The organism is Bacillus sp. N6, assembly GCF_052805735.1.
This window is the reverse complement of record NZ_CM127843.1, coordinates 5179703-5204951: the sequence shown is the minus strand read 5'-3', so window position 1 is coordinate 5204951 and position 25249 is coordinate 5179703. Positions and strand designations below refer to the sequence as shown.

The following is a 25249-nucleotide window of genomic DNA, read 5'->3' as shown; positions in this document are numbered from 1 at the left end:
TACTTATTTTACTTCTATTACTTGATTTACTTTTTGTAATGACTTGTAACCATGTGCTTCAAATGCCTTTGCAAATTCATTTGATACGGCAGTGCCATATAGATCTTTTGCAGCTTGTACGATGTGAGATTGAAGTGATTCAAAGTCTTCAGCGGAAGTTGCGTAATTTTGCAATGCACGCATAACAACTTTACTTACTTTTTCATTACCTTGTTTTTGAACAGCAACACCGTTATATGTTTTACCTTCAGCTAATTGATATAATACGTGACTAATAATACCAGAATTCACGTGTGATTCTTGATTATTACCATCGTTATAGAAATCTTGTAAATTTGTATATAGTTTATGGCCGCCGTCACCAATTTCCCTTGGGATATCACGAATTGTTAGGCCGCCTAATGTATCGCCCATAATCCAGTTTCCCTTATCTTTCTTTACGTAATATTCGATTTGTGTACCCCAGAAATCTGCTAATCCCTCGTTTAGTGCAGATGTTTCAGCGCTTGGATATCTCACGACTTTATTTTTCGTCGTGCCACTGAATACAGCATGTCCAAATTCATGAGCTGTTACATCAAGAGCTGATGTTAGTTTTCCGTCTAAACCATCACCAAATACCATTTGGTTCCAAGCAGGATGCCAAAACGCATTTACATAGTCTTCTTTTACACCATCACTAACTTCAGTAGAATCAAAACCGTGTACACTAGCAACAACTTTTGAATCTTTATTGTCGTAACTTTTTAGATTATGTTCTTTCTTAAAGTAATCATAAATATCACTCATGTTCTTCATAGCGCCCGCGGCTTCTTTATCTGCAAAATTAGGAGTGCTACTTGAAATTAGTGTCCCTGGATAACCAGCTTGACTATATCCCCCGAGGGAATCGGCGTAGTTTGCATTATAAATATAAATACCATTTCCGCGTGATAAATCCGCTAAATAAAATTTTCCATCGGTTCCTTTGGCAATATTGAAAGAGATGTTTTCTTGAAGTGCATTTTTCCCAGTTCCTTGCTCACTTGCAGGGGATAATCTAGGTGATGTTACTTGATTTATAGTCTTATTCTCTTTGTTTTTAATGAATTTTTCTTGGAAAAGTACTTCGCCAGTTTTTAGATCAACGATAGCATTGCCATTTATAATCTGTTCATTGTTTTCATAAGTAAATGTAATAACAGTTGCGAATGTATAATAGCCATCTTTTTTCTTATAAACAACGGTTTCGCTAGAGAATTCTGTCTCAACTGCATCACTTGGAATTTGAACTATATCGCGTAATTTAGATTTTACTTCATTTTTCGACAAAAAATTTGTTATAGTAAGATTAGGTTGTTGATTTAAATTTTGAACAACTTTACCACTAACAGTTGTGATCACTCCATTTTTATCTACTTTTACAATGAGATCTTGGCCATATACTTTATAGTTTTTATATGTTTGTGCAAGGCGAACTTCGGTTTGATTTTCTTTGGTTTCTTTATTTGTAGGTTGGAAATCTACATTTTTTTCAGTAGTGACTTGTTCTTGTTGAGCTTTCGCCCCATTTACCTCACCCTTTAAATACTTTTTAGCAATATTTTCTTTCGTATCATTTTGAGGTTGTGTTAATTTCCCGATTGTTAAACCAGGCTGAGCAATTTCAACTTTGACTGCACTTTTGTCTAATTCTTGAGCATGAATAGCTTCTGTTGATAAAGGACAAAGAAGACCGAATGTAACGAAAGCACTAGCAAGTTTTCTATAATTCATCTATAACACTCCTAATCTATTATTGTATGTGAGATGAATTGTATGAAAAATTTGCCGAATTTTATATATATTATGCATTATTTCATATCAAAAATTGTCGAATTCACATTATTGTAGTGGTATGACAACTTAACAAATTAGATTGTTATAATGGGATGGTGAGTAAGTATGCACGCAGAGAAATTAGGAAGTGAAATTAAGAAAATTAGAGTGTTGAGAGGATTAACACAAAAACAGTTATCCGAGAACATATGTCATCAATCGGAAGTGAGCAGAATTGAATCGGGTGCGGTATACCCAAGTATGGATATATTGCAAGGTATTGCAGCAAAATTACAAGTTCCCATTATTCATTTTTATGAGGTACTCATTTATTCCGATATTGAGAGGAAAAAGCAGTTAAAAGATCAAATCATTATGCTTTGTAAGCAAAAGAAATATAAAGAAATTTATAATAAAGTATGGAATGAGTTGAAAAAGGAAGAATATCATCCTGAGTTTCAGCAATTTCTTCAATGGCAATATCATGTAGCAGCGTATGTATTGAAGAAAAGTGATTATGAATATTGTATTTTAGAATTAAAAAAATTGTTAAATCAACAATTAACTGGGATTGATGTGTACCAAAATCTTTATATAGAGAATGCAATTGCAAATATTTATGCTGAAAATGGTTACTTTAAGAAGGGCATGGAGTTATTTGAAGGTATATTAAAGCAATTAGAGGCATTACCTGAAAATAAAGAGTTTGATGTGAAGGTAAGACATAATTATGCGAAAACATTATACTTAGATAATCAATATGAAGGGGCTCTTTATCAAATAAATAAAGCTATTGAAATATCGTGTCGAATTAATAGTATGGCATTGATTGGGCAGCTATACTATCAAAAAGGTGAATGTTTAGAAAAGCTAGGCTATGATGAGACAGAGAGTGAAGAAGCTTATGAAAAGGCTTATTTCTTTTTTGATATATTAGAAATGCATACGTATAAAGAAAAATTTATGAAAAAAATGACGAAATAAAATAACGCAAAAACTAAATATGCATAATTGCATAATGTATGGATAAATTTTCATGATATATTAAAAGAAAAAATGTGGGTGATGGAATATGAAGAAACTACTTATCGGTAGTCTATTAACGTTAGCAATGACATGGGGTATTTCATTAGCGGATACAGCTTTAGAGAAAAGCCAAGTAATTTCTCATGATGATCAAGAGGTACAATTAGCTTCAGATATGCCTTTTGAGTTTTAAAAAAACAACCGTCTTACTTAGACGGTTGTTTTTTTATGGAGTAACATCCAAACGTCTTTACTAGAAACAGGTTTGCTAATAAAGAATCCTTGAATGTGATCACAATTTTGTTTATGTAAAAATTCCCATTCTTCTTCTGTTTCTACACCTTCTGCAATCACTTCTAAATTTAATTCTTTTGATAGTGTAATAATGGAAGAGACAATTGCTTCTTCTAAAGGACTAGTTGTAATTCCACAAATAAACTCTCGAGCAATTTTTAATGTGTTGATTGGATATTTTGTTAAATAAGCTAAAGAACTATAACCAGTTCCAAAGTCATCGATTGAAATTTGAATACCGAGATTTTGAAGTTGTTCTAGTTTTGCAACTACAGATTGATTTTGATTAATTGCGATGCTTTCCGTAATTTCAATATCTAGTGCTTCTGGTTTCAGTTCTGTTTCTTCCAACACCTTTGAAATAGTTGGGATTAAATCTGCATGGTTAAATTGAACAACAGATAAATTCACACCAACTTTTAAGTGAGAAAAACCTTGATTATGCCATCTTTTTGCCTCTAAACAGGCAGTACGTAAAATCCAATTACCAAGTTCAATAATAAAACCAGTTTCCTCTGCTAGGGGGATAAATTGGGCCGGAGATACGATACCGAGTTTTGGATGCTTCCAACGTATTAATGCTTCAAAACCGATAATTTGTTTTGTTTTTGTGCTTACTTGTGGCTGGTATTCAAGGAAAAATTCATTTTGTTGTAATGCTTTTGAAAGTTCACCTTCTAAGAATTGAATTTCATTTTGAGCGATACTCATTTCTTTTGAGAAGAAAACAAATCTGTTTTTTCCATTTGCTTTCGCACGGTACATAGCCATATCAGCATTTTTCATTAACTCATTTACATCAGTTCCATAATCAGGGTACATCGCAATTCCGATACTTGGTGTAATAGAGAGTTCTTCGCCTTGAATGAAGAATGGTTTGTTTAAAATAGTTAAAATCTGTTCAGCTATAAAAATTGCACTTTTTTCTGAGTACATTTCTGGTAATAGAATTGTAAACTCATCTCCACCTTGGCGAGCGACGACATCTTTTGAACGCAAGCAACCGCGTAATCTTTTTGCTACTTCAATTAATAATAAATCTCCGACGTCATGACCAAGTCTATCGTTAATTTTTTTAAATCGATCTAAATCAAGGAATATGACGGCGACATCATTTGCGTTAGTTTGGGCTGTATTTAAAATGGCTTTTAAATCTTTTTCGAACTTTCGGCGATTTGGTAATCCAGTAAGTGCATCGTGAAAGGCTAAATGTTCTACTTGTTTTTGTTTTTCATATAAAGTGGTAATATCACGCGCTATCCCAAACATTCCGACCACTTCTTTGTTTATAAAAGTAGGGATAAGTGTAATATGGAGATAATAATAATAGCCTTCTTGTTCTTTTGTACGAACTTCTAACGTTTGTGGCCTACCTTCCTTTGTAATTTGTAAAGCCTTCTTTAGTAGTTCGTGGTCTTTTGAATCAATGAAGTGTACCAGAGAATAGCTTGCCACTTCGCAATAATAGGCAGTAAATAAGCTTTCGCATGCCTTATTAGAGTGTTGAAAAATGCCATTCATATTTAAAGAGAAAACGGCATCGGGATGATCTTCGAATAAAGATTTATAACGTTGTTCACTTTTTGATAATGCAAATGCACCTTCTTCAACTTCATCCTCTAGTTGTGTAGTCAACTGTTCATATGTATGGATTAGTGCTTGATTATCTTTCCACATGTAAAGTTGCCGCAAGAATAACAAAATAAGTGATAATACGAGACCGATTAACATGAACTTATCATCCCAAGGTTGAATGATAATAAAAGAAAAAGTAATAATTATACTAAAATAAGGTAGTATAAAACGTACATAATCGAATCGATAATATTTTGTTTTCGTTTCATGCTGCATTGGTTTATCTAAAATATATAGTATGGAAGAAAGTCCAATTAATAAAATAGAAGCAGTGTGTATTAAATAATTAATTTCAGCAGAAGTTTTCATCCCAAAGTTCAATTGAAACAGATGAATATAACCGTATATGAGTATAATAGTGAAGCCGATAATTAATGCGATTCTACTAGAAGAATATTGTTCTCTTCTATATAGGCTAATAACGGCGTAAATTACTAATGATTGTGCAATGAAATACCCAATTAAAATCCAAGTATCCTTTGTTAACATGCGGAAACTTGAAAGATCTAAGATAAAAGTTAAGGTGAAATAAATGTTCATAATAATAATAAAGATGCTATCGAATGAAAATTGCGAAAGCCCCTTAATAGAGTAATTCTTTATAAACTTTATAGCAAATCCAACAAAGAGCAAAATATATTGTATGATAAAAAAAGGCAATGCTTTATATGAAAATATAGATTGATCATGTATGGAAAGTGAACTAAGAAATAGGGTTATCTCCATAATTAATCCACATAGGCAAGTACATAGTAATAAAATCCAAAATAGTTTATCACTGCGTTTCATTTTCTTAATAGCTTTATATAAACAGTGGCAAGAAAAAAGTGCAGCGAAACAGAATAAGAAAAGAATCCCAATTTCCTTTATATGTGACTCATTTGGAATAAAGAGTATCCAAAGAGCGAATATAGATATGTATATTATGACAAATTGTACATACTTTTTTTGACTAATCATATTATGACTCCGTTTCAATAAAGTTGAATCTCGGGGGAATGCTAATTTAAATAATAGCATATAAAATAGGATGTTTTTTACTATAAAAATTACTTTTTTGAAAAAATGGTGCAAAGTTACAATTTACCACTGTAACTTTGCACCACTTATTCTTTTAATTCCTCTTATAGCAGAAAGTTCATTTATTAATTGGAATAGTGCTAAGTCTTTTTGTTTACTTTCAATCATAATATCGAAATTATGATTGTTTTTTTTTGCAACGTGTAAGAAGGGCTTGATAAAATCTAAATCGATATATTCAGCATGAGCCCTAAATTCTTTTTCCGATCTCGGAGAGGAAATGTGAACTTTGGGAGAGATATTTGTATGTGACCAAGTTTCAAAAATTGCAGGAAGCAACTCTTCTAGTGGTTCCTCGCAAAGATTGGCCATATGATGATGATAATCAAATACAAATGGGATATTTTCTTTTTGGCAAATTGATAAAGTTTCAGAAGTTGTATATGTTTTATCATCGTTTTCAAGAGTCATTTGTTTTTTTATATGTGCAGGAAGTTTTTTTATGTTTTCATGGAAGCGCTCAATTGCCTTTTCTTTATTTCCATAGGCTCCACCTACATGAATATTAATGTAAGAGGAATCTGCAATGCCTATAGCATCTAATACTTTATAATGATAAGTCATATCCGTAATAGCGTTAGTAGTAATATGTGGCTTGTCGCTTGTAAATAGCGTAAATTGATTTGGATGAAAACTTATTCGTAAATTGTGTTCTTTAATTAAAGCTCCTATTTTACGCCAAAGTGGTGTGAATACCCCAATATAGTCAAACTCGACTTCGGGATGTGTTGCAAGTGGGACGATTGAAGACGATAGGCGATATAGTGGGATTTCATGCGCTATATTGTAATGTAGGATACGTATTGTGTGCTCTAAATTTTGCTTTATAATATGGTACAGTTTGTCTTCTCGCTCTTGCTTGCTGAGTTTCTTAAAGCTTGTAAACGTCATTGTTTTGGCAGGAGAACAGTCCCAGAGTGCCATTGCATGTGAGACATATCCAAACCGCATAATCATATAAGATACACCTCTTTTATTCATTGTCTTTCCTATAAAAAGAAAGCAAGCATTGTTCCAATCCATTCCTTTCCTCTATCGATAAGAGAAGTTGGGTTTACGTCGCTATAGGAAAGTATGGATGCATTCTTTAGGTCTTCATGGAATTTATTTTTTACTGTTTGAACGAAATGTTTACTATATAACAGGCAGTTTATTTCATGGTTAATATATAAACTTCTCATATCAAAGTTTGCTGTTCCGATATCACAAATATCATCATCCACTATAATAATTTTGGCGTGAAAAAAACCTTGTTGAAATGCATAAATATTGCAACCAGCCTGTATTAATTTTCGGCAGTACGGGAATTTTGCTTCTCGAACGAGAGGGTGATCAGCTTTTTCTGGAACAAGAATTGTGATTTGAACCCCTCTTTCTCTTGCTTTTAATAAGGCATTCATAATTTTTTTTCCAGGAATGAAATATGGTGTACCGATACAGATTTCTTTTTTTGCTCCGTTAATTAAATGTAAAAAAGTATGCTGTAAATAAGCACCATCAGTCGGAATAAATTGATGCAGTATGGTACCTGGGTTTTGTTTTGGAAAATAAAGAGAAGCATCCAATAAATTCTGTTTCGTATCATCAAACCAGTCATGCAAAAATTGCTTTTGTAAATCTTGAACCCCTTCTCCTGTAAGACGTAAATGATAGTCTCGCCATAATCCTAAATATTCATTATGCCCCAGATACTCTTCGCCGATATTAAATCCCCCGATATAGCCAGTTTTCCCATCAATCACTGTAATTTTTCTATGGTTTCTTTGATTAGCAGAAAAGAAAGGCAGAGGAAATTTTACCTTATGACAAAATGAAAAAGATACACCGTGTTTTCGCAGGGAGCGAATAGCTTCGTTTGATAAATAATGGCTGCCAAATCGATCAAGTAAAAGTCGTACTTCAATTCCTTCCTGAGCCTTATCAATCAACAACTTTAAAAATTCGCGACTGATTTTATCATTTTTTACAATGAAGAATAAAATATGAATGTGGTGCTGTGCTTGTTTTATATCAGTAAATAAAGCGTCATATAAATCTTTCCCGTATGTATAAAGGTGAAAATCACTTTGACGTAAAGGGAAAGTGCGAGAGCTTACCCGTTTTAAATGAAGAAATCTCCCGTATGAAAGATCAATTATAATCCAAAGAGCAACGGATATTAACAAAAGAGATAAGTAGAGCATCAGTGAATTCCCTCCTTCGCATTCTTTTCACCTTCAGTGTGTTACAAATGATACGGGTAGCACGGCTGTTATTATAAATTTCATCAGATGATAGTATGTTGCACTGATTAAAGTTTCACTTTATCCCGCTTTAACGGGCAGTAAGCCTCTCACCTCAAAAACTGGTGGATAAGTAGAAGTTAGTTTGGAAATCAACTGCCCGTAAAAGCCCTACTGATTAAAGTTTCACTTTATAGTTTCACCGAAATAAACAGCTTTATGAAAAAATGTGTTGTTCTATAACAAAAAACTGTTGACTGAATGCTCACTCATTATATAATGGGGATAGGGGATATAATTCAGAAAATTATATATTTTTGAAGATTCAAAAAAGAAAGAGGGCTTACAAAGAGAGGGGTAGCATAAAAATGAATAGCTTACTGATCATTAATTGGCTGGCTGCCATTGCTGTTATTGCTTATGCAGGATATTTGTTTGTATATCTTATACGGACGAGAATGGCCTACATACAATTAGGAAAAAAAATTGAATTTGACCGTCGTTTTAAAGAGCGTTGGGATCTCCTTAAGGTCAATGTTTTCGGTCAGAAAAAGCTGCTGAAAGATAAGAAAAGCGGCATCATTCACGTTATGTTCTTTTACGGATTTATTCTTGTCCAATTTGGAGCAATTGACTTCGTTTGGAAAGGACTCGCACCAGGATCACATCTTCCACTTGGACCACTATACCCTGCATTTACATTCTTCCAGGAAATTGTCACACTTGTTATTTTAATTGCAGTATTTTGGGCTTTTCATAGACGTTATGTAGAAAAGCTTGTTCGTTTAAAACGTAACTTCAAATCAGGTCTTGTTCTTATCTTTATCGGTGGCTTAATGATTTCTGTGCTACTTGGTAACGGTATGGGACTTATATGGCATGGCGAGGAGCTTTCATGGAGTGAACCAATCGCTTCTGCAATCGCTTACGTTTTTAGCGGGATAAATGAAACCGTAGCCATTTCAGTGTTCTATTTTTCTTGGTGGGTGCATTTACTAATTTTGTTAACGTTTTTAGTCTATGTTCCACAATCAAAACATGCGCATTTAATTGCGGGACCAGCTAATGTATTCTTCGGTCGTCTTTCAAACCCAGGGAAGCTTGAAAAGATTGATTTTGAAGATGAAACGCAAGAAACATTTGGTGTTGGTAAAATTGAAGACTTTAGACAAAATCAACTTATTGACTTATACGCTTGTGTAGAGTGTGGTCGTTGTACAAATATGTGTCCGGCAACAGGAACAGGAAAAATGTTATCGCCGATGGACTTAATTTTAAAACTTCGTGATCATTTAACTGATAAAGGAGCTGCGGTAACATCAAAAGCACCGTGGGTTCCAGTAGTTGCCTTCAATAATACACAAGGAAATCAGTTAGCGATGATGGCGGCTGGAAAAGGACAACAAGAATCAGCGGCTACAACTCTCGCTTACGATCCGAGTTTAATCGGAGATGTTATTACAGAAGAAGAGATTTGGGCATGTACAACGTGTCGTAACTGTGAAGATCAATGTCCAGTTATGAATGAGCATGTTGACAAAATTATTGATTTACGTCGATATCTCGTTTTAACAGAAGGAAAAATGGACGCGGAAGCACAACGCGCGATGACAAATATCGAGCGTCAAGGGAATCCGTGGGGTCTGAACCGTAAAGAGCGTGAAACATGGCGCCAAGGTGATGACGAAGTAACAGTTCCAACTGTAAAAGAAAAATCAAAAGCTGGGGAGGAATTCGAGTATTTATTCTGGGTTGGTTCAATGGGATCATACGACAATCGTAGTCAGAAGATTGCGATATCGTTTGCGAAGTTAATGAACGAAGCAGGCATTTCATTCGCAATTCTCGGTAATAAAGAAAAGAATTCTGGAGATACACCACGCCGCCTTGGAAATGAATTTGTATTCCAAGAGATGGCGACAAAGAATATCGAAGAATTTGAAAAGGCAGGAGTGAAGAAAATCGTTACGATTGATCCTCATGCTTATAACACATTTAAAAATGAGTATCCGGACTTTGGCTTGCAAGCAGAAGTCTATCATCATACAGAATTGTTAGCTCAGTGGGTGAAAGAAGGGCGCTTAAAGCCTGTTCACGCTATTGAAGAAACAGTTACGTACCATGATTCCTGTTATTTAGGAAGATACAACGAAGTGTACGAAGCGCCACGTGACATTTTGAAAGCGATTCCTGGAGTGAATCTTGTAGAAATGGCACGTAACCGTGAAACTGGAATGTGCTGTGGCGCAGGTGGTGGCTTAATGTGGATGGAAGAAACAACAGGTTCTCGTATTAACGTTGCTCGTACAGAACAAGCATTAGCTGTACAGCCATCCATTATCGGTACAGGTTGTCCATATTGCTTAACGATGATCAGTGATGGAACGAAAGCGAAAGAGGTAGAAGAGAAAGTTCAAACTCTTGATGTGACAGAGATTTTAGAACGATCTGTTATCGGACAGAAAAAAGAAGCGATGTAGTTTATAAGAATGTATACAACTTTAGAAAGAGGTGCAATGATTGCACCTCTTCTCAACGTAGGGATACCGAGCGAGCGCTCAGTGTTAAAAAAAGAAATGGGGGAAAGAAACATGAGTAAAACAGTTATTTTAAGTGCTGCAAGAACACCAGTTGGAAAATTTGGAGGATCTTTAAAAGATGTAAAAGCGACGGAACTTGGAGGAATTGCAATTAAAGCAGCGCTTGAAAGAGCAAATGTTGCGGCTAGTGATGTTGAAGAAGTTATATTTGGAACGGTTATTCAGGGGGGACAGGGGCAAATTCCATCGCGTCAAGCTGCAAGGGCTGCTGGAATCCCTTGGGAAGTGCAGACGGAAACAGTGAATAAAGTTTGTGCATCAGGACTTCGTGCGGTTACGTTAGCGGATCAAATTATTCGTACTGGCGATCAATCACTGATTGTAGCTGGCGGTATGGAGTCGATGAGTAACAGTCCTTACATTTTACGCGGAGCAAGATGGGGATACAGAATGGGCAACAACGAAGTTATTGATTTAAACGTTGCTGACGGTTTAACATGCGCATTTTCAGGTACACACATGGGTGTTTATGGAGGAGAAGTTGCGAAGGAAGATGGAATTTCTCGCGAAGCACAAGATGAATGGGCATATCGTAGCCATCAGCGTGCGGTTTCAGCGCATAAAGAAGGACGTTTTGAAGAGGAGATCGTGCCAGTAACGATCCCGCAAAGAAAAGGCGATCCTATTGTCGTTGCAAAGGATGAGGCGCCACGTGAAGATACAACGATTGAAAAGTTAGCAAAGTTAAAACCTGTATTTGATAAGGAAGCGGCAGTGACAGCTGGTAATGCGCCAGGACTAAACGATGGTGGTGCCGCACTTGTGTTAATGAGCGAAGACAGAGCGAAGCAAGAAGGAAGAAAGCCATTAGCGACAATTTTGGCGCATACAGCAATTGCAGTGGAATCTAAAGATTTCCCAAGAACGCCAGGTTATGCAATTAACGCATTGCTTGAAAAAACAGGCAAGACAATTGAAGACATCGATTTATTCGAGATTAATGAAGCATTTGCAGCGGTAGCAATTGCAAGTACAGAAATCGCAGGAATTGATCCAGAAAAATTGAATGTAAATGGCGGCGCGGTAGCGATGGGCCATCCAATTGGAGCAAGCGGAGCGCGCATTATCGTTACGCTAATCCATGCACTTAAGCAGCGCGGCGGCGGAATTGGAATTGCATCGATTTGTAGCGGTGGCGGTCAAGGGGACGCAGTGATGATTGAAGTTCACTAATTAAAGTTCGAGGGTATAAAATTTATTAACAATTAAGGGGGAAGAAAAAATGGGTGTACAAAACATTGTTGTAATTGGTGCAGGGCAAATGGGATCAGGAATTGCACAAGTATGTGCAATGGCAGGATATGACGTGAAGGTACAAGATTTAAAACAAGAGCAATTAGATAGAGGATTGGCTATCATTACGAAAAACTTAGCGCGCCAAGTAGAAAAAGGACGCATGAAGGAAGAAGAGAAGGAAGCGACATTAAATCGTCTTACAGTAACGCTTGATTTAGATTGTGTGAAAGAAGCGGATCTTATTATTGAAGCAGCTGTTGAGAAAATGGATATTAAAAAGAAAATCTTTGCGAATCTAGATGAAATTGCTCCAGAACACGCAATTTTAGCGACAAATACGTCATCTCTGCCAATTACAGAAATTGCAGCGGTAACGAAGCGTCCGGAAAAAGTAATCGGCATGCACTTTATGAATCCAGTTCCAGTTATGAAGCTTGTTGAGATTATTCGTGGTTTGGCTACAGATGATGCGGTATATGAAGCAATTGAAGATATTACGAAAAAAATTGGGAAAGTGCCAGTTGAAGTAAATGATTTCCCAGGTTTTGTATCAAACCGCATTTTGCTACCGATGATTAACGAAGCAATTTATACGTTATACGAAGGTGTAGCGACGAAAGAAGCAATTGATGAGGTCATGAAGCTTGGTATGAACCATCCGATGGGGCCTTTGACACTCGCTGATTTTATCGGTTTAGATACGTGTTTATACATTATGGAAGTGTTGCATGAAGGATTAGGAGATAGTAAATATCGCCCATGTCCGTTATTACGTAAGTATGTAAATGCAGGATGGTTAGGGCGTAAAACAGGTCGTGGATTCTACGTTTACGAATAAATGCCCCTTTTGTTACAAAATAGTGGTCTTACCAAATTATTTAAAGGATATATAGCAAATGGAGGCGGAATATATGAACTTTCGTTTTAATGGAGAGCAGCAAATGATGAGGAAAATGGTTCGGGATTTTGCACAGAAGGAAATTGCTCCCTTTGTTCCTAGTATGGAACAAGGGGTGTTCCCGAAAGAGATTTTGCAAAAGATGGGTGAGCTTGGATTAATGGGTATTCCAGCGCCTGCAAAATACGGCGGGGCAGAAATGGATTTTATTTCTTATATTCTAGCCATTGAGGAAATCTCAAAGGTAAGTGCAACAGTTGGTGTAATTTTAGCTGTACATACGTCAGTTGGAATGAATCCGATTTTATATTTCGGAACAGAAGAACAGAAGAAAAAATATGTTTCTAAACTTGCAACCGGGGAATATTTAGGCGCATTTGCTTTAACAGAGCCAAATGCAGGATCAGATGCAGGGAGTTTGAAATCAAGAGCTGTCAAAAAAGGCGATCATTATATTATTAATGGATCGAAAGTGTTTATTACAAATGGTGGTGAAGCAAGTACATACATTGTATTCGCTTCTACAAATCCAGAGGCAGGGAAAAGTGGTATTTCTGCATTTATAGTAGAGAAAGATACACCTGGTTTAATCATCGGAAAAGATGAACATAAGATGGGGCTCCTCGGTTCTCGTACAGTACAACTTACTTTTGAAGATATGAAAGTGCCAGCGGAGAATTTACTTGGGGAAGAAGGACAAGGATTCAAGGTGGCGATGGCGAATTTAGATGTTGGGCGAATTGGAATCGGTGCACAGGCGTTAGGAATTGCTGAAGCGGCGCTTGCATGTGCGATTGATTATGCAAAAGAACGAGAACAATTTGGGAAACCAATTGCGGCGCAGCAAGGGATTGGCTTCAAGCTTGCAGATATGGCAACAAGTGTCGAAGCAGCAAGGTTACTCGTATATAGAGCGGCGTCTCTTAGGGCACAAGGATTACCATGCGGTAAAGAAGCATCTATTGCGAAATTATTTGCTTCTAAGACAGCGGTTGAAGTCGCGATTGAGGCGGTGCAAGTATTTGGTGGTTACGGTTATACGAAAGAATATCCAGTAGAACGATTTTTCCGTGATGCGAAGATCACGCAAATATATGAAGGAACAAGTGAAATACAGAAACTTGTTATTAGCCGTGCTTTATAAAAGGGCGAGGGGGAGACGGAGATGCATTTTAAACTATCAGAAGAACATGAAATGATAAGAAAAATGGTTCGAGATTTTGCTAAAAATGAAGTAGCACCAACAGCAGCTGAGCGTGATGAGGAAGAGCGATTTGATCGAGAGTTATTTGATCAAATGGCAGAGCTTGGTTTAACCGGTATTCCATGGCCCGAAGAGTACGGCGGAATTGGAAGCGATTACTTAGCGTATGTAATTGCGATTGAAGAATTATCTCGAGTTTGTGCTTCAACAGGTGTAACACTATCTGCGCATACTTCACTTGCGGGATGGCCAATTTTTAAATTTGGGACAGAAGAACAAAAGCAAAAGTTTTTACGACCGATGGCTGAAGGGAAGAAAATTGGTGCATACGGCTTAACGGAGCCAGGATCTGGATCGGATGCTGGTGGAATGAAGACAATCGCAAAAAGAGATGGCGACCATTATATTTTAAATGGATCAAAAATTTTCATTACAAATGGCGGTATTGCTGATATTTATGTTGTTTTTGCGCTAACTGATCCTGAATCGAAGCAGCGCGGTACGAGTGCATTTATTGTAGAAAGTGATACACCGGGATTTTCAGTTGGGAAGAAGGAGAGCAAGCTAGGGATTCGCTCTTCACCAACGACTGAAATTATGTTTGAAGATTGCCGTATTCCGGTAGAGAATCTACTTGGAGAAGAGGGGCAAGGATTTAAAGTTGCGATGCAAACATTAGATGGAGGTCGTAACGGTATTGCGGCGCAAGCTGTTGGTATTGCACAAGGGGCTTTAGATGCTTCTGTAGAATATGCAAGGGAGCGCCATCAATTTGGAAAACCAATTGCGGCGCAGCAAGGGATTGGCTTTAAACTTGCGGATATGGCAACAGATGTAGAAGCGGCACGCCTTTTAACATATCAAGCGGCTTGGCTTGAATCAGAAGGGCTTCCGTATGGAAAAGAATCAGCGATGTCAAAAGTATTTGCAGGGGATACAGCGATGAAGGTGACGACTGAAGCGGTGCAAGTATTTGGTGGTTACGGTTATACGAAAGATTATCCAGTAGAGCGTTATATGCGAGATGCAAAGATTACACAAATATACGAAGGAACACAAGAGATTCAGAGGCTTGTAATTTCTCGTATGTTAACGAAGTAGGGACGAAAGCGTAGGTATTTTCCTACGCTTTTTCCTTCCAAAAAATAATAGAGAGAGGTGAAGGGAATGGTTAAACATAATGTACATGCATCGGTGAAAGATGAAAAATTAGTTGCGTTAAGACGTGAACAAATGATTAAAGGTTCGGTGCAACTGTTTAAACAAAAAGGATTTCCGCGTACAACAACGAGAGAAATTGCAAAAGCGGCTGGATTTAGTATAGGGACACTTTATGAGTACATTCGTACAAAAGATGATGTGTTGTATTTAGTTTGTGATAGTATATATGAACATGTAAAAGAACGATTAGAGGAAGTAGTGTGTACAGAAAAAGGGAGTATAGAAAGTTTAAAGATAGCAATAACGAATTACTTTAAAGTGATGGACGAATTGCAGGAAGAAGTATTGATAATGTATCAAGAGGTACGCTTTTTACCAAAAGAATCACTTCCGTATGTATTAGAAAAGGAGTTTCAAATGGTAGGAATGTTCGAGAATATTTTAGAACAGTGTACGGAAAATGGAACATTTACATTAAATAAAAAAGAAATACAGCTTCTTGCCCATAATATTTTTATACAAGGACAGATGTGGGGATTTAGACGCTGGGCGCTGCAAAAACTGTATACGCTCGAAGAATATACAGAAATGCAAATTAGGTATGTATTGCAAGGGGCCCATATGCTTCCGAAATAAGGGACAGACAAATTATTAATTTTATTACCATATAAAAGTTTCCCGTTTTTTTTGTAGCATATTTGTGCGACTTTTGTTTATAATGAATAGTATGGATTTTTTTAAGCAGGCCGTTATATATAAGGTTATATTTGATGAAAGGAAGTGCCGCATAAGTGGATTTTAAGCAATATTCACCAGAAGAGCTAAAAGAATGTTCAATGATTGAAGTTGTACATAGCGTTTTAGGGGATAAAAAACAAGCAACGACATTCAACGAGTTGGTTCAAGAAATCGCTCAAGTGCTGGGACTATCTCAAGAGCAAGTTAATGCGAAACTCGCACAATTTTATACAGACTTAAACATCGATGGACGTTTCATTAATTTAGGAGAAAATCGTTGGGGACTACGCAGCTGGTACCCATATGAGCAAATTGATGAAGAAATCTTACCGCAGCCAAAACCGAAGAAGAAACGTAAAGTTGAGGAAGACGGTTTTGACGACTACATTGAAGAAGATGAAGATGACTTTGACGATGCAGACGGAAATGCAGACGACGACGAAGATGATGTAGAAGATTTGGACAAGGTTCTTGAAGATGAAGACGGAGATGACGACGATCTTGATGATTTAGAAGAAGATGAAGACGACGACTTCGCTGAAGAAGAACTTGAGTATGATGAAACTGAAGAAGAAGAAGAGGAAGAACTGTAGTTCTTGACTTTTCATTATCGTCCATGTAGAATCATTTTTGGGCTCTTTAAAAAAGGACGATAATACTTTTAAAGTGTAAATATAAAAGAAAATTGCTCCCTACTTATTACTTTATGTGATGAGGGGAGCAATTTTCTTTTTTGTTTTTTGTTTAGAAAATAAAAAGAGTCTAACAATAAGATGGATACAGTGTTATCTACATACGTTGCGCTTTGCAACGGTGATTATATAACAGCAAAATAGAAGGGAGCTTTTTCATGACTAAGTATATTTTTGTAACAGGCGGTGTAGTATCGTCTTTAGGAAAAGGTATTACAGCAGCATCTCTTGGAAGACTTTTAAAAAATCGTGGTTTAAACGTAACGATTCAAAAGTTTGATCCATACATTAACGTAGACCCAGGGACTATGAGCCCATATCAACACGGTGAGGTATTCGTAACAGATGATGGCGCAGAAACTGACTTAGACCTTGGTCACTATGAGCGTTTCATCGACATTAACTTAAACAAATACAGCAACGTAACAACAGGTAAAATTTACTCTTCAGTTCTTCAAAAAGAGCGTCGCGGTGAATATTTAGGAGGAACGGTTCAAGTTATTCCTCACATCACTAACGAAATTAAAGAACGCGTATATCGTTCTGGTCGTGAAACAAATGCGGATGTTGTTATTACAGAAATCGGTGGAACTGTTGGTGACATCGAGTCTCTACCATTCTTAGAAGCAATCCGTCAAATTAAGAGCGACATCGGTCGTGACAATGTAATGTACATTCACTGTACGTTAATCCCGTACTTAAAAGCAGCGGGTGAAATGAAAACAAAACCAACGCAACATAGCGTTAAAGAACTTCGTAGCTTAGGTATTCAACCAAACATCATCGTTGTTCGTACAGAAATGCCTGTTTCTCAAGATATGAAAGACAAGCTTGCATTATTCTGTGATATCGATACAAAAGCAGTTATCGAAGCTCGCGATGCAGATACTTTATATGCGGTTCCATTATCTCTTCAAGAACAAAACATGGACCAAATCGTTTGTGATCACTTAAAATTAGACAATCCAGCTGCAGATATGACAGAGTGGACTGCGCTAGTTAACAAAGTACGTAATCTTTCTAAGAAAACAAAAATCGCTCTTGTTGGTAAATATGTAGAACTTCAAGATGCATATATTTCTGTTGTAGAAGCACTTCGTCATGCTGGTTACTCATTCGACACAGATGTAGAAGTAAAATGGGTAAATGCTGAGCACGTAACAGCAGAAAATGTACAAGAATTAGTAGGAGACACAGATGGTATCCTTGTACCAGGTGGCTTTGGCGATCGTGGTGTAGAAGGTAAAATCGTTGCGATTCAATATGCTCGTGAAAACAAAGTTCCATTCTTAGGAATTTGCTTAGGTATGCAACTTGCATCAATCGAATTCGCACGTAATGTATTAGGTTTAGAAGGTGCTAACTCTTCTGAGATCAATCCTGATACGCCATATGCAATCATTGACTTATTACCAGAACAAAAAGATGTAGAGGACTTAGGTGGTACACTTCGTCTTGGTCTATACCCATGTAAGCTTGCTGAAGAAACAAATGCTTACAATGCTTATAATGAGCCGGTTGTATATGAGCGTCATCGTCATCGTTATGAGTTCAACAATCAGTTCCGTCCGGATATGGAAAAAGAAGGATTTGTATTCTCTGGTACAAGCCCAGACGGCCGTCTAGTTGAAATCATTGAATTAAAAGACCACCCTTGGTTCGTGGCAGCACAGTTCCACCCAGAACTTGTTTCTCGTCCAAACCGTCCACAACCATTGTTCCATGACTTCGTAAGAGCTTCTATTACGAATAAAGAGAGCAAGTAATAAAAAAAGCGCCTGAAACAAGGCGCTTTTTTTAATATTCATTTAACATTTCATCAATTGTAAATTTGATTCCGTGATAAGCAAATAAAGCTACTATTAAGCTTGGGAACCCGTAGCGATTACCTTCATCGTCTGGAATAAGACCTTTTAACAGTTTTGTATCAATATGTACGTCTGTATATTGTTCCAGTGATTCCGTACCTTCTTGAAGAGCAGAAATGCCGACAATAGAGTGTCCCTCTTCTTGTAGTTTTTTTGCAATTTCTACAACCGCTTCATCTGTTGAAAAACGGCTAATAAGAAGTACACGATCCGCAGAGGTTACTTCTGCTTCTTTACCATTTTCAAATAAGCGTTTTGCTTGCTTCATTGGTTCAGCACCGAATAGTGCTTCGGCAACAACGCCCTCCATTTCATTTGTACCATATAAATAAATGAAACCATCGCCAACTAGTGCTTGAGCAAGTAAACGAGCGCTATCTTCTATATTCATTTCTTCTTTTTGAGAAATTTTGGAGAAATAACCACTTAATTGAGTTGAAAAAATTTTTAACATAATATTACTCCCTTCGTACGTGCTTGCCGGCTTTCATTATAGTTTATTTTTTTAGAAAGGTGAAATCGTAGGGTAGCATAACAAAATAGGAAACGGTAAAATAAGAAAGAATAGGAAGGAATTTGCCAAAGAATAGCGAAAATAAATCGTTAAGATATAAGAAGCTTTAAATCTTGTACTTACACAGAAAGGTTGGGAATTATGGAAGGTAAAATTTTAATTGTTGATGATCAATATGGGATTCGTGTGTTATTACATGAAGTGTTCCAAAAAGAAGGTTATCAGACATTCCAAGCAGCGAATGGATTTCAAGCTTTAGATATCGTGAAAAAAGATAATCCAGATTTAGTAGTGTTAGATATGAAAATTCCAGGCATGGATGGTATAGAGATTTTAAAGCATGTAAAAGAAATTGATGAGAGTATTAAAGTCATTTTAATGACTGCTTATGGAGAGCTTGATATGATCCAAGAAGCAAAAGATTTAGGAGCTTTAATGCATTTTGCTAAACCATTTGATATTGATGAAATTCGTCAAGCTGTGAGAAATGAGCTCGCTGTAGAGGCGTAAAAATGAATTTTTTATAAAAAATATGGAAAAAAGCGTTTACATGGACTATTGTGCAGGTGAATACGGTTGAGTTTTTGAGTACAAGTTGTTATCCTATTGAGTGTAGAAAAAAGTCCGGTATGTAGATATACATATTTTACCTTATTCTGGTCATACTACCAGCGATAAGAACTTATCGGATACAAAAAACGTTTTTTAGGAGGATTCACCATGCCTTTAGTTTCTATGAAAGAAATGCTAAACAAAGCACTAGAAGGAAAATACGCAGTTGGTCAATTCAACATGAACAACTTAGAGTGGACTCAAGCTATCTTAGCTGCTGCGGAAGAAGAAAAATCTCCTGTAATCCTAGGTGTATCTGAGGGTGCAGCTCGTCATATGACTGGTTTCAAAACAGTTGTAGCTATGGTTAAAGCTTTAATCGAAGAAATGAACATCACTGTTCCTGTAGCGATTCACCTTGACCATGGTTCAAGCTTCGAAAAATGTAAAGAAGCAATCGATGCAGGTTTCACATCTGTAATGATCGACGCTTCTCACCACCCATTCGAAGAAAACGTTGAAACTACTAAACAAGTAGTAGAATACGCACACGCTCGTAACGTATCTGTTGAAGCTGAGCTTGGAACAGTTGGCGGACAAGAAGACGACGTAATCGCTGAAGGCGTAATTTACGCTGACCCAGCAGAGTGTAAGCACCTTGTTGAAGCAACAGGTATCGATTGCCTAGCTCCAGCTTTAGGTTCTGTACACGGTCCTTACAAAGGTGAGCCTAACTTAGGATTCGCTGAAATGGAACAAGTTCGTGACTTCACTGGCGTACCTTTAGTATTACACGGTGGTACTGGTATCCCAACTGCTGATATCGTAAAAGCTATCTCTTTAGGTACTTCAAAAATCAACGTAAACACTGAGAACCAAATCGAGTTTACAAAAGCTGTTCGTGAAGTATTAAACAAAGACCAAGAAGTTTACGATCCTCGTAAATTTATTGGACCTGGCCGCGACGCTATTAAAGCAACTGTTGCTGGTAAAATGCGTGAGTTCGGTTCTAACGGTAAAGCGTAAGAATAAAATTCCGTTTTGGAAACCGTCTAGTCTTTTAGACGGTTTCCTTTCGTTGTATAATGAAAGCGTGAACAAGTCGAAAGATTTTATCATTTTTGGTTTTTAAATAGAAAATAATGTGCATAGTCCTATTAATAAATGTGATAACGTATCTAAATTGATAAAGTGAATTCGATGAATAGTTGATCTTTATCTATTCGTGCTACAGGAGAAATGGAGATAATGGTTTCCTATTTATTGAGTTTTGGGATGGAAAGAGTAATTGAGATTCTTAAGGGGAGCTTTCTATGAAAAGATAGAAAGTAAATACATTCACAAGAAGGGAGCTCAATATGGAAAAATTGCTAATTGAAGGCGGAAGAGCTTTAAATGGAACAATTCGAGTAAGCGGTGCAAAGAACAGTGCCGTTGCATTAATTCCAGCGACAATTTTAGCAGATACTCCAGTAACTATTGGTGGTGTCCCTAATATTTCGGACGTGAAAATGTTAGGCGACTTACTAGAGGAAATTGGAGGGAAAGTAACTTATGGACAGGAGGAAGAGATGGTAGTCGATCCTTCTAACATGGTTGCAATGCCTTTGCCAAATGGAAAAGTGAAAAAATTGCGCGCTTCTTATTATTTAATGGGTGCGATGCTTGGCCGTTTTAAAAAAGCTGTTATTGGGCTTCCGGGTGGATGTCACTTAGGACCGAGGCCGATTGATCAGCATATTAAAGGGTTTGAAGCGCTAGGTGCACATGTTACAAATGAACAAGGTGCTATCTATTTAAGAGCAGATGAACTACATGGAGCACGTATTTATTTAGATGTTGTTAGTGTGGGGGCTACGATTAATATTATGCTAGCAGCTGTACGAGCAAAAGGTAGAACTGTTATTGAAAATGCAGCGAAAGAGCCCGAGATTATTGATGTAGCTACATTGTTAACAAGCATGGGAGCACGTATTAAAGGTGCCGGTACAGATGTAATCCGAATAGATGGTGTGGACTCTTTACATGGTTGTCACCATACTATCATCCCAGATCGTATTGAAGCTGGTACGTATATGATTCTAGGAGCTGCATCAGGAGGAGAAGTAACGGTTGATAACGTTATTCCTCAGCATTTAGAATCAGTTACTGCAAAGCTAAGAGAAGCTGGTGTTCAAGTTGAAACGAATGATGATCAAATTACAGTGAACGGTAATAGAAAGTTAAAAGTAGTTGATATCAAAACGCTTGTATATCCAGGTTTTCCAACAGATTTACAACAGCCGTTTACGACGCTTTTAACAAAAGCACACGGGACGGGAGTTGTAACAGATACAATTTACGGTGCCCGTTTCAAACACATTGATGAATTACGTCGTATGAATGCTCAAATTAAAGTAGAAGGTCGTTCGGCAATTGTAACTGGTCCTGTGTTACTGCAAGGTGCAAAAGTGAAGGCGAGTGATTTACGAGCGGGAGCGGCACTTGTTATTGCAGGGTTAATGGCAGATGGAATTACAGAAGTAACAGGACTTGAGCATATTGATCGAGGTTATGAGAATATAGTGGACAAGCTTAAAGGGCTTGGAGCAAACATTTGGCGAGAACAAATGACAAAACAAGAAATTGAAGAGATGAAGAACGCATAAGTGATACTTCCGTAAGGGGGAAGCGAAGCATCACTACTTGCGGAAGTACACTTTATAGAAAAACACGGTTCACAAAATACGGCAGAAATATAAAGACTTAAAGGAGAGGGATTATTGTGGAAAGAAGTTTATCTATGGAGTTAGTACGTGTAACAGAGGCTGCAGCATTATCATCAGCGCGTTGGATGGGGCGCGGGAAAAAGGATGAGGCAGACGGTGCAGCAACATCAGCTATGCGTGATGTATTTGATACAATTCCGATGAAAGGTACAGTCGTAATTGGTGAAGGTGAGATGGATGAAGCACCAATGCTATATATCGGAGAGAAATTAGGTACAGGATATGGACCACGTGTAGACGTTGCGGTTGATCCTTTAGAAGGGACAAACATCGTAGCAGCTGGTGGCTGGAATGCTCTTGCTGTTATTGCAATTGCAGATCACGGTAATTTGTTACATGCTCCTGACATGTACATGGATAAAATCGCGGTTGGCCCAGAAGCAGTTGGGGCAGTCGACATTGATGCGCCTATTATTGATAACTTACGTGCAGTTGCGAAAGCGAAAAATAAAGACATTGAAGATGTTGTAGCAACAGTTTTAAACCGTCCACGTCACCAAGCAATTATCGAAGAAATTCGTAAGGCTGGTGCTCGTATTAAATTAATTAACGATGGAGATGTAGCTGGAGCAATTAATACAGCGTTTGACCGTACAGGTGTAGATATTCTATTTGGATCTGGTGGAGCACCTGAAGGTGTATTAGCAGCAGTTGCTTTAAAATGTTTAGGTGGAGAAATTCACGGAAAACTATTGCCACAAAACGAAGCTGAATTAGCACGTTGTAAAAAAATGGGCATAGAAGACATTAATCGTATCCTTCGTATGGAGGACTTAGTAAAAGGTGACGATGCAATCTTTGCAGCAACAGGTGTAACAGATGGTGAACTATTACGTGGTGTTCAATTTAAAGGTAGCGTAGGAACAACGCAATCTCTTGTTATGCGTGCAAAATCAGGTACAGTTCGCTTTGTAGATGGTCGTCATAGCTTAAATAAAAAACCGAACTTGGTTATTAAGTAAAAGGTGGAAGCGGCTCGTTCAGAAAGGTTAAAATGGTCGATCTTTTTAACTATCGGAGCCGGAACTAAATTAAATAAGAAGCGAAGACAAATTTTCTTGTCTTCGCTTCTTGTATTTGTGTTCCAACGTATTGATTAAAACTAGATAAAAGGGTTACAATAGTGAATATTACCCTACTTGAACTTATTGCCTTTCATTATTAATTATTTGCCTTCCGTATTTTTTCCCTTTACCCATGAAAAAAGAGAATAACGTTAAAGTGTGGTGTCTGAATGAATTTGTCAATTGCAGCATTAGAAAACATGAAATTAAAAGAGTTATACGAGCTTGCGAAAGAATTTAAGATTTCGTATTATAGCAAGTTAACGAAAAAAGAGTTAATCTTTTCTATTTTGAAAGCTCGAGCAGAAAAAGAAGGTTTCTTTTTCATGGAAGGCGTATTAGAAATTATTCAATCAGAAGGATTTGGATTCCTACGTCCTATCAACTATTCTCCAAGCTCAGAAGATATTTATATCTCAGCTTCGCAAATTCGTCGTTTCGATTTACGTAATGGAGACAAAGTTTCTGGTAAAGTACGACCTCCGAAAGAAAATGAACGCTATTTTGGGTTATTACAAGTTGAAGCTGTAAACGGAGATGATCCAGATTCAGCAAAAGAGCGTGTGCATTTCCCTGCATTAACACCATTATACCCAGATCGCCAAATGAAATTGGAAACGGAACCGAAAAAGTTACCGACACGTATCATGGATTTAATCGCACCAGTTGGATTTGGACAACGTGGTTTAATTGTTGCGCCTCCAAAGGCTGGTAAAACAAGTCTATTAAAAGAAATTGCACACAGTGTTACAACAAATCATCCAGAAGCAGAATTAATTGTGCTTTTAATTGATGAGCGTCCAGAGGAAGTAACAGACATTGAACGTTCTGTTAAGGGCGACGTTGTAAGTTCTACTTTTGATGAAGTACCAGAAAATCATATTAAAGTAGCTGAACTTGTGTTAGAACGTGCAATGCGTCTTGTAGAGCACAAAAAAGATGTTATCATTTTAATGGATAGTATTACCCGTTTAGCGCGAGCTTACAACCTCGTTATTCCGCCAAGTGGTAGAACATTATCGGGTGGTATCGACCCAGCGGCTTTCCATAGACCGAAGCGTTTCTTTGGAGCTGCACGTAATATTGAAGAAGGCGGTAGCTTAACGATTTTAGCAACAGCCCTTGTTGATACAGGATCTCGTATGGACGATGTTATTTACGAGGAATTTAAAGGAACTGGAAATATGGAACTTCACTTAGATCGTTCGTTAGCTGAACGTCGTATCTTCCCAGCGATTGATATTCGTCGTTCTGGTACACGTAAAGAAGATCTATTAATTCCAAAAGAGCATTTAGACAAGTTATGGGGCATTCGTAAAACAATGCGTGATACACCAGACTTTGTTGAAAGTTTCTTACGTAAGCTTCGTCAAACGAAGACAAACGAAGAATTTTTACAAAACATTGTTGCAGACTCGAAAAGATATGTAACAACTAAGTAAAGGGAAAAGATTGGGACTCGCTTATTTTATAGTAAGCGAGTTTTTTATGCCTTTTAGGTGATATTAAAGAGAGAAATAAGTGGGAGAACCTTAGCTGGTCAGAGCTGAGCGAGCCCCCGCCACTTTTAAGGTGATATCCAGCTCCAGCGGCTAGAATGGTCGGTGGCTTCGCGTCTTCCTACGAGGTAAAAAGCACCTCTACGTCAGAAGCTCCATCCCCCTCCCATTCTGAACGAGCCGCTTCTGCTTTTAAATTGTATCTAGTTCCGACGGCTAGCTCTTCGTGTCTAAGAACCTCCCGCACTAAAGTTAAAAAGCACCTTTTGTGCGAGAGAACCTTAGCCAGTCAGAGCTAAACGAGCCGTCTACACTTTTAATTTCAAAAGACAAAAACAGGTAGTTGCAAAATGAAGTTAGCCTTGTTATAATTTCATCATATGTGTTTCATCAATATAGTT

Annotated in this window: 20 protein-coding genes; 15 read left to right on the top strand and 5 right to left on the bottom strand. The window is 37.3% G+C overall.

All coding sequences use genetic code 11. The features are described 5' to 3' along the window. Positions 1 to 3: 3 nt before the first annotated feature. Entirely contained in the window at positions 4 to 1755 is a 1752-nt protein-coding gene (locus tag ACUXVC_RS26890; RefSeq protein ID WP_095689952.1) for a M4 family metallopeptidase, read from the bottom strand. A 168-nt stretch (positions 1756 to 1923) separates the two neighbouring features. On the opposite strand from ACUXVC_RS26890, the gene ACUXVC_RS26885 reads away from it, so the two are divergent. Then, complete coding sequence (locus ACUXVC_RS26885) at positions 1924 to 2781, top strand: helix-turn-helix domain-containing protein (RefSeq protein ID WP_071731522.1); 858 nt, start codon at positions 1924 to 1926, stop codon at positions 2779 to 2781. A gap of 88 nt (positions 2782 to 2869) precedes the next feature. Further along, the gene (locus ACUXVC_RS26880) at positions 2870 to 3016 is read left to right on the top strand and encodes a quorum-sensing peptide PapR (RefSeq protein WP_000734744.1); all 147 of its coding nucleotides are present in this window, start codon (positions 2870 to 2872) and stop codon (positions 3014 to 3016) included. 17 nt (positions 3017 to 3033) lie between these two features. On the opposite strand, the gene ACUXVC_RS26875 is transcribed toward ACUXVC_RS26880, so the two are convergent. The 3 genes from ACUXVC_RS26875 to cls form a co-directional block, all read right to left on the bottom strand. After that, positions 3034 to 5712 carry a DUF4084 domain-containing protein gene (locus ACUXVC_RS26875; RefSeq protein ID WP_095689953.1) on the bottom strand — a complete coding sequence of 893 codons (2679 nt, stop codon included), beginning with the start codon at positions 5710 to 5712 and terminating at the stop codon, positions 3034 to 3036. 123 nt (positions 5713 to 5835) lie between these two features. Next, on the bottom strand, positions 5836 to 6789 hold the full coding sequence (gene uvsE / locus ACUXVC_RS26870; protein WP_144465612.1) for a UV DNA damage repair endonuclease UvsE: 954 nt from the start codon (positions 6787 to 6789) through the stop codon (positions 5836 to 5838). 32 nt (positions 6790 to 6821) lie between these two features. Further along, positions 6822 to 8015: a cardiolipin synthase gene (cls, locus tag ACUXVC_RS26865; RefSeq protein ID WP_144465593.1), complete on the bottom strand. Its 1194-nt coding sequence runs from the start codon at positions 8013 to 8015 to the stop codon at positions 6822 to 6824. A gap of 407 nt (positions 8016 to 8422) precedes the next feature. Here cls and ACUXVC_RS26860 point away from each other — a divergent pair, with 407 nt between their 5' ends. The 8 genes from ACUXVC_RS26860 to pyrG all read left to right on the top strand — a co-directional run bounded on the left by ACUXVC_RS26860 (position 8423) and on the right by pyrG (position 18349). Continuing rightward, positions 8423 to 10534: a heterodisulfide reductase-related iron-sulfur binding cluster gene (locus ACUXVC_RS26860; RefSeq protein ID WP_001086772.1), complete on the top strand. Its 2112-nt coding sequence runs from the start codon at positions 8423 to 8425 to the stop codon at positions 10532 to 10534. 9 nt (positions 10535 to 10543) lie between these two features. After that, positions 10544 to 11827 carry an acetyl-CoA C-acetyltransferase gene (locus ACUXVC_RS26855; protein WP_120459809.1) on the top strand — a complete coding sequence of 428 codons (1284 nt, stop codon included), beginning with the start codon at positions 10544 to 10546 and terminating at the stop codon, positions 11825 to 11827. A gap of 49 nt (positions 11828 to 11876) precedes the next feature. After that, positions 11877 to 12728 carry a 3-hydroxybutyryl-CoA dehydrogenase gene (locus ACUXVC_RS26850; protein ID WP_000538874.1) on the top strand — a complete coding sequence of 284 codons (852 nt, stop codon included), beginning with the start codon at positions 11877 to 11879 and terminating at the stop codon, positions 12726 to 12728. 73 nt (positions 12729 to 12801) lie between these two features. Beyond that, positions 12802 to 13932: an acyl-CoA dehydrogenase gene (locus tag ACUXVC_RS26845; RefSeq protein WP_144465594.1), complete on the top strand. Its 1131-nt coding sequence runs from the start codon at positions 12802 to 12804 to the stop codon at positions 13930 to 13932. 21 nt (positions 13933 to 13953) lie between these two features. Further along, a complete protein-coding gene (acdA, locus tag ACUXVC_RS26840) occupies positions 13954 to 15093 on the top strand; it encodes an acyl-CoA dehydrogenase AcdA (protein ID WP_000545543.1) in 1140 nt (379 codons plus the stop codon). A gap of 66 nt (positions 15094 to 15159) precedes the next feature. After that, entirely contained in the window at positions 15160 to 15789 is a 630-nt protein-coding gene (locus ACUXVC_RS26835; RefSeq protein WP_144465595.1) for a TetR/AcrR family transcriptional regulator, read from the top strand. 155 nt (positions 15790 to 15944) lie between these two features. Beyond that, entirely contained in the window at positions 15945 to 16484 is a 540-nt protein-coding gene (gene rpoE, locus ACUXVC_RS26830) for a DNA-directed RNA polymerase subunit delta (protein WP_053563307.1), read from the top strand. A gap of 257 nt (positions 16485 to 16741) precedes the next feature. Beyond that, entirely contained in the window at positions 16742 to 18349 is a 1608-nt protein-coding gene (gene pyrG / locus ACUXVC_RS26825; protein ID WP_000170461.1) for a CTP synthase, read from the top strand. A gap of 31 nt (positions 18350 to 18380) precedes the next feature. On the opposite strand, the gene ACUXVC_RS26820 is transcribed toward pyrG, so the two are convergent. Beyond that, complete coding sequence (locus ACUXVC_RS26820) at positions 18381 to 18905, bottom strand: DUF2529 domain-containing protein (RefSeq protein WP_097920061.1); 525 nt, start codon at positions 18903 to 18905, stop codon at positions 18381 to 18383. Between the two features lie 201 nt (positions 18906 to 19106). Here ACUXVC_RS26820 and spo0F point away from each other — a divergent pair, with 201 nt between their 5' ends. From spo0F to rho, 5 genes are all read left to right on the top strand, one after another. Beyond that, entirely contained in the window at positions 19107 to 19475 is a 369-nt protein-coding gene (gene spo0F, locus ACUXVC_RS26815; protein ID WP_000398594.1) for a sporulation initiation phosphotransferase Spo0F, read from the top strand. 210 nt (positions 19476 to 19685) lie between these two features. After that, positions 19686 to 20543 carry a class II fructose-bisphosphate aldolase gene (locus tag ACUXVC_RS26810; protein WP_001131856.1) on the top strand — a complete coding sequence of 286 codons (858 nt, stop codon included), beginning with the start codon at positions 19686 to 19688 and terminating at the stop codon, positions 20541 to 20543. A 332-nt stretch (positions 20544 to 20875) separates the two neighbouring features. Then, positions 20876 to 22165, top strand: coding sequence for a UDP-N-acetylglucosamine 1-carboxyvinyltransferase (murA, locus tag ACUXVC_RS26805; RefSeq protein WP_000413248.1), 1290 nt, complete (start codon positions 20876 to 20878; stop codon positions 22163 to 22165). A gap of 116 nt (positions 22166 to 22281) precedes the next feature. Further along, on the top strand, positions 22282 to 23247 hold the full coding sequence (gene glpX, locus ACUXVC_RS26800) for a class II fructose-bisphosphatase (RefSeq protein ID WP_000442336.1): 966 nt from the start codon (positions 22282 to 22284) through the stop codon (positions 23245 to 23247). Positions 23248 to 23519: 272 nt separating this feature from the next. Continuing rightward, the gene (rho, locus tag ACUXVC_RS26795) at positions 23520 to 24791 is read left to right on the top strand and encodes a transcription termination factor Rho (RefSeq protein ID WP_001053903.1); all 1272 of its coding nucleotides are present in this window, start codon (positions 23520 to 23522) and stop codon (positions 24789 to 24791) included. Positions 24792 to 25249 lie beyond the last annotated feature (458 nt).

Coding starts and splice junctions, on each gene's coding strand:
- ACUXVC_RS26890 (WP_095689952.1), bottom strand. CDS start 1,755: ATGAATTATAGAAAACTTGCTAGTGCTTTCGTTACATTCGGTCTTCTT.
- ACUXVC_RS26885 (WP_071731522.1), top strand. CDS start 1,924: ATGCACGCAGAGAAATTAGGAAGTGAAATTAAGAAAATTAGAGTGTTG.
- ACUXVC_RS26880 (WP_000734744.1), top strand. CDS start 2,870: ATGAAGAAACTACTTATCGGTAGTCTATTAACGTTAGCAATGACATGG.
- ACUXVC_RS26875 (WP_095689953.1), bottom strand. CDS start 5,712: ATGATTAGTCAAAAAAAGTATGTACAATTTGTCATAATATACATATCT.
- uvsE (WP_144465612.1), bottom strand. CDS start 6,789: ATGATTATGCGGTTTGGATATGTCTCACATGCAATGGCACTCTGGGAC.
- cls (WP_144465593.1), bottom strand. CDS start 8,015: ATGCTCTACTTATCTCTTTTGTTAATATCCGTTGCTCTTTGGATTATA.
- ACUXVC_RS26860 (WP_001086772.1), top strand. CDS start 8,423: ATGAATAGCTTACTGATCATTAATTGGCTGGCTGCCATTGCTGTTATT.
- ACUXVC_RS26855 (WP_120459809.1), top strand. CDS start 10,544: ATGTATACAACTTTAGAAAGAGGTGCAATGATTGCACCTCTTCTCAAC.
- ACUXVC_RS26850 (WP_000538874.1), top strand. CDS start 11,877: ATGGGTGTACAAAACATTGTTGTAATTGGTGCAGGGCAAATGGGATCA.
- ACUXVC_RS26845 (WP_144465594.1), top strand. CDS start 12,802: ATGAACTTTCGTTTTAATGGAGAGCAGCAAATGATGAGGAAAATGGTT.
- acdA (WP_000545543.1), top strand. CDS start 13,954: ATGCATTTTAAACTATCAGAAGAACATGAAATGATAAGAAAAATGGTT.
- ACUXVC_RS26835 (WP_144465595.1), top strand. CDS start 15,160: ATGGTTAAACATAATGTACATGCATCGGTGAAAGATGAAAAATTAGTT.
- pyrG (WP_000170461.1), top strand. CDS start 16,742: ATGACTAAGTATATTTTTGTAACAGGCGGTGTAGTATCGTCTTTAGGA.
- ACUXVC_RS26820 (WP_097920061.1), bottom strand. CDS start 18,905: ATGTTAAAAATTTTTTCAACTCAATTAAGTGGTTATTTCTCCAAAATT.
- spo0F (WP_000398594.1), top strand. CDS start 19,107: ATGGAAGGTAAAATTTTAATTGTTGATGATCAATATGGGATTCGTGTG.
- ACUXVC_RS26810 (WP_001131856.1), top strand. CDS start 19,686: ATGCCTTTAGTTTCTATGAAAGAAATGCTAAACAAAGCACTAGAAGGA.
- murA (WP_000413248.1), top strand. CDS start 20,876: ATGGAAAAATTGCTAATTGAAGGCGGAAGAGCTTTAAATGGAACAATT.
- rho (WP_001053903.1), top strand. CDS start 23,520: ATGAATTTGTCAATTGCAGCATTAGAAAACATGAAATTAAAAGAGTTA.